A 13489-nucleotide genomic window follows, 5' to 3' on the forward strand; every position below is an offset into this window, starting at 1 on the left:
CGGCCCGAGGGGGCGGATCCGCCGGAGCGGGGGTAGGGCGTGCCCTACCCTGGAGACGGGGGTTGCCCGGGTTACCCTGCGCAACCGTTTCGCGCACACTTAACGGGAGGGCACGCCGTCCGGCGTGACCGGGTGCCGAGACGCGGGAGCCCAGATGGTGCGTGCAGCGACAGTGGATCGGCCTACCAGGCGGGGCAGCGACTACGCGGAGTTGTCCCGGCGGATCAGCCGGGCGGGCCTGCTGGACCGTCGGCCCGGCGGGTACGCGGCCCGGATCGCGCTGACCGTGGCCGTCTTCGTCGCCGGCTGGGTGGCGGTGCCGCTGGTCGGCGACTCGTGGTGGCAGCTCGTGGTGGCGGTCGGCCTGGCGGTGGCCACCACCCAGGTGGCGTTCCTCGGGCACGACGCCGGGCACCGGCAGATGTTCCGTCGTCGAGGCCCCAGCGAGGTGGCCGGGCTGCTCGCCGGCAACCTCGCGGTCGGGCTCAGCTACGGCTGGTGGGTGGACAAGCACAACCGGCACCACGCCAACCCGAACCACACCGACGAGGACCCGGACGTCGGGGCGGGGGCGCTGGTCTGGACGCACGAGCAGGCCGTCGCGACCCGGGGGTTCGGCCGTCGGCTGGCCCGTCGGCAGGCGTGGCTGTTCTTCCCGATGCTGCTGCTGGAGGGGCTGGCCCTGCACGTGGCGAGCGTACGGGCGCTGGTCGCCCGGGGGCCGGACGGCCGGTACGCCACGCCGATGCGGCACCGGGCCGTCGAGGGGCTGCTGCTCGCGGCGCACGCCGTCGGCTACCTCGGCCTGCTGTTCGCGGTGCTGTCGCCGGGGAAGGCGCTGGCGTTCGTCGCCGTGCACCAAGGGCTGTGGGGGCTCTACATGGGCTGCGCGTTCGCCCCGAACCACAAGGGCATGCCGATGCCGACGGCCGACGACGACCTCGACTTCCTGCGCAAGCAGGTGCTCACCTCGCGCAACGTGCGGGGCAGCCGGTTCGTCGACGTCGCGCTCGGCGGGCTGAACTACCAGATCGAGCACCACCTGTTCCCGAACATGCCTCGGGGGAACCTGCGCCGGGCCCGGCCGCTGGTGCGGGCGTACTGCGCCGAGCTCGACCTGCCGTACGCGGAGACGGGGCTGGTCGAGTCGTACCGGCAGGCGCTCGCCCACCTGCACGAGGTGGGCCGGCCGCTGCGCGGCTGAGCCCGGACGCGACGGGGCGGCGCCGGCCGGCGCCGCCCCGTCGCGGTGCTCCGCACAGGTCAGCCGCCGAACGCCTTCTTCAGCGACTCCGGCGCCTCCTCGGTCTCGCCGGCCGCAGGCTTCTCCGGCGACACGGAGGCCCCGAAGTCCGAGTACGTGGTGGTCATCTTGCCCAGCGACGCGACCAGCACACTGGTGTCCACGACCAGCTCGACGAGCCGGCCCTCGGCGTCGGTCTTGGCGGTGAAGGGGACGACCTTGGCCTTCGCCCCGAGCGCCTCGATGGCCTTGTTGTCCGGGTTGGCCTTGGTGTAGTCCAGCGTGCCGGAGAAGGCGCCCTCACCGGTCTTCTGCACGTCGACCACGCCGCCGACGATCTTCATGGCGCCGCCCGGGTCGCCGTCGGGCATCAGGTTCATCTGCCCGTTGGCGCCGAGCTTGGTGGCATCCATGTGCAGCCACTGGTGGAGATCGTGTTCACCTTGAGCCACGCGTCGTCGCTGATGATGATCACGCGGATCTTGCCGCCCTGGGCGCCCATGTCCAGCGTCATGTCGGCGGACTTGCTCCGCGGGTCCATCAGGCCGCCGCCGCTCAGGATCGAGGACTTGATGTTCATCCGGACGCTCTGCTCGTTCAGCTTCAGCGCGGCGGCGGTCAGCTCGGCGAGCGCGTCGGCCGGGGCGCTGCTGGCGGGCGCCGAGCCGGTGCCGGAGCTGCCGCTGGCGACTGGAGTGTCCGCTCCGTCCTGGTTGCCGCAGCCGGTGAGGCCGAGACCGAGACCGAACGTGGCGACGAGCGCGACCCCCGTGGTTGCCAGCCGTCGAGTGTTCATTGTGGATGACTCCTAGTGAAGGGTGGGCCGGGCGGCGGTGTAGCCCACCCGGCCGGGCCGCGGGCCAGCGTAGCGGGCGGGGGCGACAGTTGCTGGTCCGTCAGCGGCCCCCTGCGCCGGCCCCCGTGCCCTGCCCGGCCTGTCCGCGCAGGTCGGCGGGGTGGACGAGGTGGTGGGGAGAGCCGGTCGCACCGCCCTGCCGGTAGGGTCAGGGCCATGGCAGACGTGCTCACCGCGCAGGCGGTGCGAGACGGGCCGGGCGGCCTGGCGGACTGGACGGGGGACCCGACCGGGATCAGCCGCACCGCCGAGCTGGGCAGCTTCCCGGCGGCCGTCGCGGTGGTCGACCGGGTCGCCGTGGTGGCCGAGGAGTTGGACCACCACCCCGACATCGACATCCGGTGGCGGACCCTCACCTTCCGCTGCGTCACCCACTCGGCCGGCGGGGTCACCCACCGTGACCTGGAGCTGGCGCGGCGGATCGACGACATCGTCCGGAGTGCCCGATGAGATTCGAGATCAGCAAGGTGCTCGACGCCATCGAGGGGCGGGTCTGCACCGATCCGTCACTGGCCCGGGCCGTGCTCGACCTGGCCGAGGTGATCCGGTACCAGGACCTCGACGGCGGCCGGCCGGCGAGCCTGCTGCGGCTCGGCATGGTGATCGACGCGCTCGCCCGCGACCTGGAGGAGGACAGCGTCCCGGTCTACGCGATCGTGCACCGGGCGCTGCTCTCCGACGCCGACCTGACGTCCAACGAGCGGATGGTGGTCCGCCGCTGGGCCGACGACGGCCTGGTGGAGGTGCTCGACAACCCCGGCGACCGGATGCTGGAGGTGGCCGACCTGCTCGGGCTGCCGGTGCTCAGCCGGGCCCGCTTCGACGGCCTGCGCGGCCGGTTCCCGTGGGTGGCCGAGCAGCCCGGCCGGGTGCTGGCCCCGGTGCCCGGCGCGGGCGGGCCCGTGTTCATCGGCCACGTCGGCGGCGGCAACGTGCCCGTCGCCGGCACCCGTTCGGCCACCGGCGCGAAGCTGCTCGCCCGGCAGTGGCGCTGCCCCGAGCCGGGCTGCGCCCTGTTCGGCGCCGGTGGGGGCGGCGGCGCCTTCGCCGATCTGGCCCGGGTGGAGCGGGCCCCGGCCGGCCAGCCCCCGCCCACCCTGCGCGGCGGGGCGCCGACCTGTCCCCGGCACGGCGCCCGGCTCGGCGACGCCGGGCCGCGCCCGCGTACCGAGGTGCTGGCGGTACGCATCGGTGGGCTGATCCGCCGCCGGTTCGTGCTCACCGAGGGGCAGTCGGTGCTGGTCGGGCGCGCGCCGGAGCCGCAGGGCGGGATCGTGCTCGGCCAGTGGCTCAACGACGAGGCGCGGCGCTGGATCAGCCGCGCCCACGTCCGGTTCGAGCTGCGGGTCGGCGAGGTGATCGTCACCGACATCAGCACCAACGGCTCCGGGGTGCGTCCCGGCGGCTCGATGGCCGAGCCGGACCGGATTCCGCTGAAGCCGCAGCAGTCCCGGGTGCTCAGCGCCAACGACATGGTCGAGCTGTACCCGGGGGTGCAGGTCGGCCGCGCCGACGAACTGCCGACGGGCGCCCCGTTCACCCCCACCTCGGTGATGGCCGAGGCCCCCACCATGGCGATGCGCCTGCCCCGGCCCTGAGACCGGGCCGCCGGGGGCGGGCCGACGACGGCGGGCGCCGGGACCGTGGTCCCGACGCCCGCCGTTCGCGTACGGGTGGATCAGCCGGCCAGCACGGCGGCGAGCTGCGCGACGGCCTGGTCGATCTCCTCGGCGGTGATCACCAGCGGCGGGGCCAGCCGGATCGTCGAGCCGTGGGTGTCCTTGGCCAGGACGCCCCGCTCCATCAGCCGCTCGCAGGCCTGCCGGCCGGTCATCAGCGCCGGGTCGATGTCCAGGCCGGCCCACAGGCCCCGGCCCCGGACGGCGACCAGCCCCTTGCCGACCAGCGACTGGAGGCCGGCGTGCAACCGCTCGCCCAGCTCGGCCGAGCGGCGCTGGAACTCGCCGGTGGCCAGCAGCCGGACCACCTCGGTGGCGACGGCACAGGCCAGCGGGTTCCCGCCGAAGGTCGAGCCGTGCTGGCCGGGCTTGAGCACCCCCAGCACGTCGGCGTTCGCGGCGACCGCGGAGACCGGCACGATGCCGCCGCCGAGCGCCTTGCCCAGCAGGTACATGTCCGGCACCACGCCTTCGTGCTCGCAGGCGAAGGTAGCCCCCGTCCGGCCCAGGCCGGACTGGATCTCGTCGGCGACGAGGAGCACGTTGCGCTCGGTGCAGACCCGGCGTACGCCCGGCAGGTAGCCCGCCGGCGGCACCACGACGCCCTGCTCGCCCTGGATCGGCTCCAGCAGCACGGCGACGGTGTTCTCGTCGATCGCGGCGGCCAGCGCGTCCAGGTCGCCGTACGGGACGACGGTGAAGCCCGGGGTGTACGGCCCGAAGTCCGCCCGCGCGTCCTCGTCGGTGGAGAAGCTGACGATGGTGGTGGTACGGCCGTGGAAGTTGCCCTCGGCGACGACGATGTTCGCCTGCCCGGCCGGCACCCCCTTGACCTGGTAGCCCCACTTGCGGGCCACCTTGATCCCGGTCTCCACCGCCTCGGCCCCGGTGTTCATCGGCAGCACCAGGTCCTTGCCGCACAGCTCGGCCAGTTCCCGGCAGAAGTCGGCGAACTGGTCGTGGATGAACGCCCGGCTGGTGAGGGTCAGCCGGTCGAGCTGCGCGTGCGCGGCGGCGACGAGCTGCGGGTGCCGGTGGCCGAAGTTGAGCGCCGAGTAGCCGGCGAGGCAGTCCAGGTAGCGCCGCCCGTCCACGTCGGTGAGCCAGACGCCCTCGGCAGAGGTGATCACCACCGGCAACGGGTGGTAGTTGTGCGCGGTGTAGCGCTCCGCGTCCCGGACCTCGCCCGGCGTCCGCAGCATGTCGTCCACGATCACTTGCTCGCCTTTCCCTGACGGAGCCGCAACGTGCAGCACTTCGGTCCACCGCCGGCCTTGCGCAGCTCGGACAGGTCGACGCCGATGGTCTCGTAACCCCGGTCGCGCAGCTTCGCGGCCAGGCCGGTGGCCTGCGCGGGCAGCACCACGTGCCGGCCGTCGCCGACCGCGTTCAGCCCGAGCACCTCCGCGTCGGCCATGGTGGCGTGGACGGCGTCCGGGAACAGCCGGCGCAGCACGGCCTGGCTGCCGGGGGAGAACGCCTCCGGCAGGTACGCCACGGTCCGCTCGTCGAGCACGGTCAGCGCGGTGTCCAGGTGGTAGAAGCGCGGGTCGACGAGCTGCATGGTAATCACCGGATAGCCGAACACCTCCTGCAACTGGGCGTGCGCGGCGTGTGCCGTGCGGAACCCGGTGCCGGCCAGCAGCACGTCGCCCGCCAGCAGGATGTCGCCCTCGCCCTCGTTGACGTGCTTCGGGTCGTACATCTCGAAGCCGGCGGCCTCGAACCAGGCCTGGTAGGCCGGGGCCTCGTCGGCGCGTTGCGGGTCGCGGAACTGCACGGCCATCGCCCGGCCGTCGATCACGGTGCCGCCGTTGGCGGCGAACACCATGTCGGGCAGGCCGGGCAGCGGGGCGATCTCCTCGACCGTGTGGCCCAGCTCGCGGTAGATCCCGCGCAGATCCTCCCACTGCCGGATCGCCAGGTCGGTGTCGACCGGGGCGGTCGGGTCCATCCACGGGTTGATCGCGTAGTCGACGGCGAAGTACGTCGGCCGGCACATCAGGAAGCGCTGGCTGGTGGCGTCCATCGTCATTGTCCTGCTCCCAGGGCTCGGGCGCGCCCCGGCCACCTTCGGCCCACGGGGCTGGCGCCGTTGCCCAACCGTATGCGGCGGGCGTCGACGACATCCACCAGTGGAACTTGCGTCGACCGGCCGATCATTGCGTATAGCAGGCACCATCCGGCGATTCGTTGCGCAGCCCCGGTCGTCGATCAGCGCCCCACCCACCCCACCCCGCCCGGCGAACCGCCGGCGAGCGGGAATCTGCCGTCAGAACCGATCGACAACCTGTGAGTCGAGCCACTCCCGCAGTCGCTGCACCCAGTCCCCGTCGGTGGTCGGCCAGTCGAACTGGCCGGTCATCGCCAGCACGCCGAGGACCACGGCGGCGAGGCCGAAGGCCATGCCGAACAGGGCGTCGGTCTTGCCGGCGATGTGCCGGCGGCGGGTGGCGAGCAGGCCGAACACGGACAGCACCGCGCCGAGCGCACCGACCGCGATGCCGTATCCGGCGAGGGTGCCGGTGAGCACGGCGAGCGCCCCGGCGACGCCGGCGACCAGGCCGAGGGTGGCGAGCAGGCTGGCCCGCGGCTTCAGCTCCGGCTGCGGCGTCAGCTCCGACCGGGTCTCGGCGTCGGCGTCGGTGCGGTCTGCCGGCACCGGCCGCTCGGCGGTGCGGTCTGCCGGCGACGGCCGCTCGGCGGTGCGGTCTGCCGGCGACGGCCGCTCGGCGGTGTGGTCCCGGTCGAGGCGGTACGTCGCCTGCTCGTCGCCGCGGTCGGTGAGCACCGGCTGGCCGACCGGGGGGCTGGTGTCCGTCGCGACGGCCTCCGCGAACCCGTCGACGCGGCCGTCGCCGTTGCTGTCGTATGTCGTCGCCGGCTCGCTCCGGCGCGACAACAGCGAAGGAATCTTCACCTCGTCACCTCCTGATCAGTGCATGGAAGTCTGGGCAGCGCCAGGGGCAGCCACGCGGTCATACCCCCGAGGTACCCAACCGCCGAGGTACCCAACCGCCGAGGTACCCAACCGCCGAGCCGCCGACACCCCGGTCACCGGTCCGGGTGGCCCGGCCCACCCCCGACGCCGCACCGCCCGGTCGACGGGGGCCGCCGTGTGTCCTGTGGAGCTGATGTCGGGAACGGATCGGCCGTCCAGCGGTCGGCGCGGGGGCGGTGTGGCCGTCGGATACGGGGGCGAGCTGATCCCAGGGCTGTTCCAGACCCGGGAGTACGCCGCCGAGCCGTTCCGCCGGAAGACCCCGGCCCTGGGCGCCGCCGAGCGGGAGCGGCTGATCGCGGTCCGGTGGCAGCGGCAGGGCATCCCGGTCCGCCGGCTGCCCGCCGCGCCGGCGCTGCGGGTGGTGCTCAGCGAGGTGGTGCTGCGCCGCCCCATCCCGGACCGGGTCGCGATGGCCGCCCAGCTCGGCCACCCGCGCGACGTGGCCGCGCTGGGCGGCCTGCGACCAGGTCTGGGCGGACCCGGCGGTGCGGGCCCTGGATGAGGCAGAAATCGGAACGGATGATCAAGATGGTCATGGAGAAGCCTCGATGACCGAGCCGACCCGCGTCACCTGGCGCGAGAGCATCCGCAGCGGTGGCAGCGGTGGCAGCGGTGGCAACGGCGTCGAGGTGGCCGACAACCTGCCCGCGATCGTCGGCGTCCGGAACAGCAAGGAGGCCGCCGGCCCGGTCCTGCGTTCCGTGGCCGCGCCTGGTCGTCCTTGGTCGCCGGTCTGAAGGCCGCCTACCCCGCGAGCTGCCCGGCCCTGGGGGTGGGTGGTGTCGGGGGATACCGTGGCGGGCGTGCCTGAGGGACATAGCATTCACCGGCTCGCCGCTCGGCACGCCGAGCTGTTCGTCGGCGACAAGGTGCAGGCCGCCAGCCCGCAGGGCCGCTTCGCCGAGGGCGCCGCCCGGCTGTCCGGCACCGTCCTGGACGGCACCGAGGCGTACGGCAAGCACCTGCTGCACCACTACGCGCACGAGCTGACCCTGCACGTGCACCTCGGCCTGTACGGCAAGTTCGCCGACGGGCCGGGCGAGCCGCCGCCGCCCGTCGGTCAGGTGCGGCTGCGACTGACCAGCGACGCGCACTGGCTGGACCTGCGCGGCCCCACCGCCTGCGAGCTGCTCACCCCGCCCGATGTGGCGGCGCTGCGCCACCGGCTCGGCCCCGACCCGCTGCGCGCCGACGCCGACCCGGCCCGCGCGTACGCCCGGATCTCCCGCAGCCCGACCCCGCTCGCGGCGCTGCTGCTCGACCAGTCGGTGGTGGCCGGCACGGGGTTGATCTTCGTCACCGAGGCGCTGTTCCGGGCCGGGCTGCCGCCGACCCGGCCCGGCCGGGAGCTGACCCCGGTGCTCTGGCGGGAACTGTGGGCGGACCTGGTGGCGCTGATGACCCGGGCCGTCGAGGTGGGCCGGATCGACACCGTCCGGGACGCCCACCTGCCGGAGGCCACCGGCCGGGCGCCCCGGGTCGACCGGCACGGCGGCGAGGTGTACGTCTACCGCCGCCCCGGCCAGCCCTGTCACGTCTGCGGCGACGAGGTGCGCCGGGGCACCCTGACCGGCCGCAACCTCTACTGGTGCCCCACCTGCCAGCGCTGACCGGCCCAGGTCCGTGAGTCAGCGCAGTCCGGCGAGCCAGCGGGCAGTCTCGACCTGGTCGGCGAAGACGACGTCCTCGTCCATGCTCCAGGCCAGAGTGTGCCCGACGGCCCAGCCCAGGACCCGCTCCCGGTCCAGGCCCAGCTCGGCGGTGAGCCGGTCCAGCCGGCGCCGCACCGCCGCCGGGGAGTGGCCCAGCTCCTGACCGCGGACGATCGCCACCACACCGAATTCGCGCTCACCCGCCAGCGGCTTCGGGTCGATCACCAGCCAGGGCTCGCGGCCGGCCCGCAGGATGTTCCCGGCGTGCAGGTCCTGGTTGACCAGCACCTGCTCGCCCTGCGTCCCGGTCAGCTCGGCGAGCCGCCCGAGCGCGGTGTCCAGCAGCCGGCGCTCGAACGGGCGACCGAGCCGCTCCCACGTGACCGGCATCCGCTCCCGCCAGCCCGCGGCCTCCTCGGCCAGCGGGGTGAACGGCGAGCCGGCGGGCCGCCAGAGCCGGGGCAGCAGCCCGGCGACCACGTCCAGCGCCTCGTCGGCTGCCACGGCGTGCAGCGGCGTGCCCGGGTCGCAGCGCTCCACCAGCAGCGCCCGCCGGGCCGGGGCGTGCGCGAGCAGCCGGACCGCCCCGTCGCCGGCCCAGCGCGCCAGCGCCGTGGCCTCGTGCTCGCTGTCCGGGTCCGGGTACTGGAGCTTGAGCACCGCCCGGGTGCCGTCGGGCAACTCCACCGGCACCGCCAGCGAGGCGAACGCGTACGGGAACGGCCGCCCCAGCCGCAGCCCCCACCGCTCGACGCACTCCGCCAGCAGGCCGGGCAGCGCCGACAGCCAGGATCGGCCGGCGGGCGTCCGCCGCACCCAGCCCAGCCCTTCGGGGATCTCCAGCTCCGTCTCCATCGGACCATCATCAACCAGGCCGCGGCGGGACCGGAGGCAGCCCGGGCAGCGGGCCGCCGCCCGGCGCTCAGCGCAACCGGCGGATGTCGCCGTACGCCCGGTAGAAGCCGCCCCGGCCCGCCTGGCGGACCTCGGTGACCAGGTAGCGCGCCCCCGCCTCGCGGATGCCCTTGGGGAACTGCACCGACCAGTCGCGCTGGTAGCCGGCGGAGAGCACGTGGACGCGCAGCCGGCCGCCCTCGTCGACGCACTGCACCACCACGCCACCCTGGTCGTCGGTGGCGACCTCCACCGTGGTCCAGGCCGCCGGCTCGGGCAGCCGCGCCGGGGCCTTGACGTCCACCACCTCCGGCACGCTGCCCTGCTCGGCGGCCCGGATCGCCGGCTCGCTCGCGTCGACGCAGGCCAGGTAGCCCGCGGTGGTGACCACGTAGAGCCGCTGGTCGTGGTACTGCATGGAGAACGCCGAGCCGCAGCCGGTGCCGAGCTTCCACAGCCGGTTGCCGGCCGCGTCGAAGCAGTAGATCGAGGACTGGTTGTCGCCGGCGAAGACGTACCGTCCGTCCTCGGCGGTGGCGCAGGAGAAGACCGGGGCGTCACAGCGGTACGACCGCTCGGTGTGCCCGTCCTTGCGCAGCCGCACCACCTCGCGGGTGCCGGTGCCGGCGAACACGGCGTCCCGCTCCTGCCAGCCGAAGAGCACCGACCCGGTGCGGGTGTGCCACAGCTCCCGCCCGGTGCGCCAGTCGTAGCCGGTCACCCCCTGGGAGTGGCCGTGGTAGAGCGCGTCGGCGTCGCAGCGCACCATCCACGCGGACCGGCCGCGCCCCGGCCGCCGCCAGAGGAACTCGTCCTCGTGGTCGATCGCGGCGATCCCGCCGTCGGCGTCGGAGACGCCCAGCACCCCGTCGTGGATGTCCAGCCAGTAGATGTCGATCTCCGGGGTGATCGCGTACGCCACCCGGGGCACCTTGCCGGAGAGGTCGTAGACGTTGCCGTCGTCGCAGCCCGCGTAGATCCAGGCGTCGTCGGCGACGATGCACTTCACCCCCTCGGGGAGCCGGACCTGGTTCAGCACCCGGGCGTCGTGGTCGAGGGTGGTGATCACCCCGTGCTCGTTGCCGACCATGCAGTGCTGCCCGTCGACGAAGATGCCGAACGCGGGCGCGCCCGAGGCGTACCGCCACAGCACCGGGGCGGTCCGGGCGGTCGAGCGGGTGCTGACGATCTGCCGGCGGGAGACCGGCCGCTTCTGGCGGGCGCCGGGCACCGCCGGGGCGTACCCCTTGCGGACCTTGTCGCCGATCTTCTTCGCGGCGGCGGCGCGGGCACGGGCGTTGTCCGGGAAGGCCGTGGTCTTCACCTGCCCCTGGTCGCCGATCCGGCCGTAGCGAACGGTCATCGTCGTGTCGTCCACCACCACCTCGTAGAACTTGTGCGCCGCACCGTCCACTTCGGACAGTTCGAGGTAGGTCGTCTCCTGCGACATGGGGATGCCTTTCGAGGGGGAGGGGCGCCGGACCCGGCACCGCGACAGCGCGCACACGCTAACCGCGACCCCCGACAAGGAACGGTCTATCCCCGGCCGCGGTCGAGGGCGTCGACGGCCTTGCGGGCCGCGATCAGCACCGGGTCCCAGACCGGGGCGTACGGCGGGGCGTAGCCGAGGTCGAGGGCGGTCATCTCGTCCACCGTCATGCCGTTCCACAGCGCCACGGCCAGGGTGTCGATCCGCTTGGCCGCCTCCGACCAGCCGACGATCTGCGCGCCGAGCAGCCGCCCGCTGGGGCGCTCGGCGATCAGCTTCACCGTCATCGGCCGCGCCCCCGGGTAGTAGCCGGCCCGGTTCGTCGACTCGGCCACCACCGAGACGAACTCGAAGCCGCTGGCCGTGGCCTCCCGCTCGCGCAGGCCGGTGCGACCCACCTCCAGCTCGCAGACCTTGGTCACGGCCGTGCCGATCACGCCGGGGAAGGTCGCGTACCCGCCGCCGAGGTTGATCCCGGCGACCCGGCCCTGCTTGTTGGCGTGGGTGCCCAGCGGCACGTGCACCGGCAGGCCGCTGACCAGGTGCAGGCTCTCCACGCAGTCGCCGGCCGCCCACACCCCGGGCACCCCGGCCACCCGCATCCGCCGGTCCACCCGGATCCCGCCGGTGGGGCCGACCGGCAGGCCGGCGGCCTCGGCGAGGGCGGTGTCGGGGCGTACCCCCAGGCCCAGGACCACGACGTCGGCCGGCACCGGCCCGTCGTCGGTGACCACGGCGGACACCCGCCCGTCGCGCCGGTCGAGCCCGGTCACCCCCACGCCGGTACGGATGTCGATGCCGATGCCGCGCATGGCCGTCGCGACGAGCGCGGCCATGTCCGGGTCGACGGTCGACATCGGCTGGTCGGCCCTCTCGACCAGGGTGACCGACAGCCCGCGCTGGACCAGCGCCTCGGCCATCTCCACCCCGATGTAGCCGCCGCCGACCACCACCGCCCGTCGGGGCGCCGGATCGGCGTCCAGCCAGTCACGCAGGGCTCCGGCGTCGTCGAGGGTCTGCACGCCGAAGACGCCGTCCATGTCCGGGTCGGCCCAGGCGGGCTTCGTCGGCACCGCGCCGGTGGCGTACACCAGGTCGTCGAACCGCTCGCGGACCTCGCCGCCGCGGTCGAGGTCGAGGGCCACCACCTCCCGGCGGTCCAGGTCGATCGCGGTCACCTCGTGCCGCACCCGGACGTCGATGTCGAACTCGTCGCGGAAGGTGGCCGGGGCGCGGGCGACGAGCAGGTCCCGGTCCGGGACCAGCCCGCTGATCCAGTACGGGATGCCGCACGCCGAGTACGAGGTGTGGTGCCCCCGCTCGAAGGCCACGATCTCCAGGTCCGACCGGTCCCGGCGGCGCCGCGCCTGGGAGGCCGCCGCCATCCCGGCGGCGTCCCCGCCGATGACGACCAACCGTTGCGTCACGCTGACCATCCTGTCACGCTCCGCTCGCCGTGGAGCCCGTCCCGCCGCGCACCGGCCGGCCGGTCGACGCGCTCAGCCACGGGTCTGGCAGGCCACGTCGCGCACCACGTCGACCAGGTTCCCGGTGCGGGCGAAGACCGCCCGCTGCCGGGCCGCCCCGGTGCCGTGCCGGCGCAGCCCGCCCAGCAGGTCGGTCACCTCGGCCAGGTCGCCGTGCCGCTCCAGCTCCGGGCGCAGCCGGTCGACCAGCCGGTCCAGCAGCTCCCACGCCGGGCGCAGCTCACCGTCGGCGAGGTCGACGCCGTCGCCCTCCAGGCCGTCGTGGGCGGCCCGCCAGTGCGCGGCGACCAGCAGGTGGTGGTCGGTGCGGACCGGCGGCCGGCCCTCGGCGAGGTCGGTCATCGCGGTGGCCACCAGGGCCCGGACCAGGGCGGCGACCAGCACCGCGTCGTCCACCGACGGGCAGACGTCGCCGATCCGCAGCTCCACCGTCGGGTACCTGGCCGACAGCCGGGCGTACCAGTAGAGCATCCCCTCGTCGAGCATCACGCCGCTGGCGATGAGCTGCCGGATCAGCCGCTGATAGTGCTCGTGCGACTCCAGGAACGGCGTCGGCGCCACCGACGGCCACCGCTCCCACTCCACCGAGCGCCAGCTCGCGTAGCCGGTGTCCACGCCGGCCGAGAACGGGGAGTTGACCGTCACCGCGTGCAGGATCGGCAACCAGGGCCGGACGTGGTTGAGCAACTGCACGCCGGTCTCGGCGTCCGGCACCCCGACGTGCACGTGCATGCCGTTGTTGCCGGGGCCGGGCACCAGGAGCCGGAACCGCTCGATCATCCGGTCGAAGCGGGGCTTGTCGACCACCGGCGGCACCGGGCCGTCGACCGGGCCGGTGCCGATGGCCAGCACCCGTACGCCGGCCTGTTCGGCCGCCTCGGACAGCGCCCGGCGCAGCACCCCCAGTGAGTGCCGGATCGACGACAGCTCCAGCCCCGGCGGGCTGCCGATCTCGATCTGGCTGGTCTGGAACTCGCGCTCCACCTGCCCGCGCAGCTCGGCCGGCACCTGCTCCAGCACCAGGTCCACGGCCGGCACGGCGGTACCGGTGTGCGGGTCGACGAGCAGGAACTCCTCCTCCACGCCGACGGTGAGCAGGTCGGTGCCGCCCGGGGCCGCGTCCCGTTCCCGCTGCGCCACTGAACCGCTCATCGCCCTCACCGTCCGTTTCCGCAGCCGTCGCGG

The 13489-nt window shown here is 74.2% G+C and carries 15 protein-coding genes; 6 read left to right on the plus strand and 9 right to left on the minus strand.

Annotated elements, in window-relative coordinates:
- Positions 1–154: 154 nt before the first annotated feature.
- Positions 155–1204, plus strand: a complete 1050-nt coding sequence (locus C5N14_RS03545; RefSeq protein WP_117665417.1) for an acyl-CoA desaturase — start codon at positions 155–157, stop codon at positions 1202–1204.
- A 59-nt stretch (positions 1205–1263) separates the two neighbouring features.
- Here C5N14_RS03545 and C5N14_RS03550 read toward each other — a convergent pair whose 3' ends face one another.
- Both C5N14_RS03550 and C5N14_RS03555 read right to left on the minus strand, forming a co-directional pair.
- Positions 1264–1656 (minus strand): hypothetical protein, encoded by a 393-nt coding sequence (locus C5N14_RS03550; protein ID WP_117665419.1) that lies wholly within the window; start codon positions 1654–1656, stop codon positions 1264–1266.
- Positions 1620–2039 (minus strand): hypothetical protein, encoded by a 420-nt coding sequence (locus C5N14_RS03555; RefSeq protein WP_117665421.1) that lies wholly within the window; start codon positions 2037–2039, stop codon positions 1620–1622. The genes C5N14_RS03550 and C5N14_RS03555 overlap by 37 nt, the downstream gene beginning before the upstream one ends.
- A gap of 216 nt (positions 2040–2255) precedes the next feature.
- On the opposite strand from C5N14_RS03555, the gene C5N14_RS03560 reads away from it, so the two are divergent.
- A complete protein-coding gene (locus C5N14_RS03560; protein WP_117665423.1) occupies positions 2256–2549 on the plus strand; it encodes a 4a-hydroxytetrahydrobiopterin dehydratase in 294 nt (97 codons plus the stop codon).
- Positions 2546–3697: an FHA domain-containing protein gene (locus tag C5N14_RS03565; protein WP_117665425.1), complete on the plus strand. Its 1152-nt coding sequence runs from the start codon at positions 2546–2548 to the stop codon at positions 3695–3697. The genes C5N14_RS03560 and C5N14_RS03565 overlap by 4 nt, the downstream gene beginning before the upstream one ends.
- An 80-nt stretch (positions 3698–3777) precedes the next feature.
- Here C5N14_RS03565 and rocD read toward each other — a convergent pair whose 3' ends face one another.
- The 3 genes from rocD to C5N14_RS03580 all read right to left on the minus strand — a co-directional run bounded on the left by rocD (position 3778) and on the right by C5N14_RS03580 (position 6698).
- The gene (gene rocD, locus C5N14_RS03570) at positions 3778–4992 is read right to left on the minus strand and encodes an ornithine--oxo-acid transaminase (RefSeq protein ID WP_207892605.1); all 1215 of its coding nucleotides are present in this window, start codon (positions 4990–4992) and stop codon (positions 3778–3780) included.
- Complete coding sequence (gene ddaH, locus C5N14_RS03575; protein ID WP_207892606.1) at positions 4992–5807, minus strand: dimethylargininase; 816 nt, start codon at positions 5805–5807, stop codon at positions 4992–4994. The genes rocD and ddaH overlap by 1 nt, the downstream gene beginning before the upstream one ends.
- A 243-nt stretch (positions 5808–6050) precedes the next feature.
- On the minus strand, positions 6051–6698 hold the full coding sequence (locus C5N14_RS03580) for a DUF308 domain-containing protein (RefSeq protein WP_243639112.1): 648 nt from the start codon (positions 6696–6698) through the stop codon (positions 6051–6053).
- Positions 6699–6957: 259 nt separating this feature from the next.
- Here C5N14_RS03580 and C5N14_RS03585 point away from each other — a divergent pair, with 259 nt between their 5' ends.
- The 3 genes from C5N14_RS03585 to C5N14_RS03595 all read left to right on the plus strand — a co-directional run bounded on the left by C5N14_RS03585 (position 6958) and on the right by C5N14_RS03595 (position 8392).
- The gene (locus tag C5N14_RS03585) at positions 6958–7284 is read left to right on the plus strand and encodes a Scr1 family TA system antitoxin-like transcriptional regulator (protein ID WP_117665429.1); all 327 of its coding nucleotides are present in this window, start codon (positions 6958–6960) and stop codon (positions 7282–7284) included.
- A gap of 46 nt (positions 7285–7330) precedes the next feature.
- Entirely contained in the window at positions 7331–7519 is a 189-nt protein-coding gene (locus tag C5N14_RS03590) for a DUF397 domain-containing protein (RefSeq protein ID WP_117665431.1), read from the plus strand.
- 66 nt (positions 7520–7585) lie between these two features.
- Positions 7586–8392 carry an Fpg/Nei family DNA glycosylase gene (locus tag C5N14_RS03595; RefSeq protein ID WP_117665433.1) on the plus strand — a complete coding sequence of 269 codons (807 nt, stop codon included), beginning with the start codon at positions 7586–7588 and terminating at the stop codon, positions 8390–8392.
- A gap of 18 nt (positions 8393–8410) precedes the next feature.
- Here the strand turns inward: C5N14_RS03595 and C5N14_RS03600 are convergent, their stop codons facing one another.
- The 4 genes from C5N14_RS03600 to C5N14_RS03615 all read right to left on the minus strand — a co-directional run bounded on the left by C5N14_RS03600 (position 8411) and on the right by C5N14_RS03615 (position 13465).
- A complete protein-coding gene (locus C5N14_RS03600) occupies positions 8411–9289 on the minus strand; it encodes an aminoglycoside phosphotransferase family protein (protein ID WP_117665435.1) in 879 nt (292 codons plus the stop codon).
- Between the two features lie 67 nt (positions 9290–9356).
- A complete protein-coding gene (locus C5N14_RS03605) occupies positions 9357–10778 on the minus strand; it encodes a WGR domain-containing protein (protein WP_117665437.1) in 1422 nt (473 codons plus the stop codon).
- Positions 10779–10864: 86 nt separating this feature from the next.
- Positions 10865–12244 carry an FAD-dependent oxidoreductase gene (locus C5N14_RS03610; RefSeq protein ID WP_117665539.1) on the minus strand — a complete coding sequence of 460 codons (1380 nt, stop codon included), beginning with the start codon at positions 12242–12244 and terminating at the stop codon, positions 10865–10867.
- A 72-nt stretch (positions 12245–12316) separates the two neighbouring features.
- A complete protein-coding gene (locus tag C5N14_RS03615; RefSeq protein ID WP_117665439.1) occupies positions 12317–13465 on the minus strand; it encodes a glutamate--cysteine ligase in 1149 nt (382 codons plus the stop codon).
- Positions 13466–13489: the final 24 nt, after the last annotated feature.

The organism is Micromonospora sp. MW-13 (assembly GCF_003434305.1).
Taxonomy (GTDB): Bacteria; Actinomycetota; Actinomycetes; order Mycobacteriales; family Micromonosporaceae; genus Micromonospora.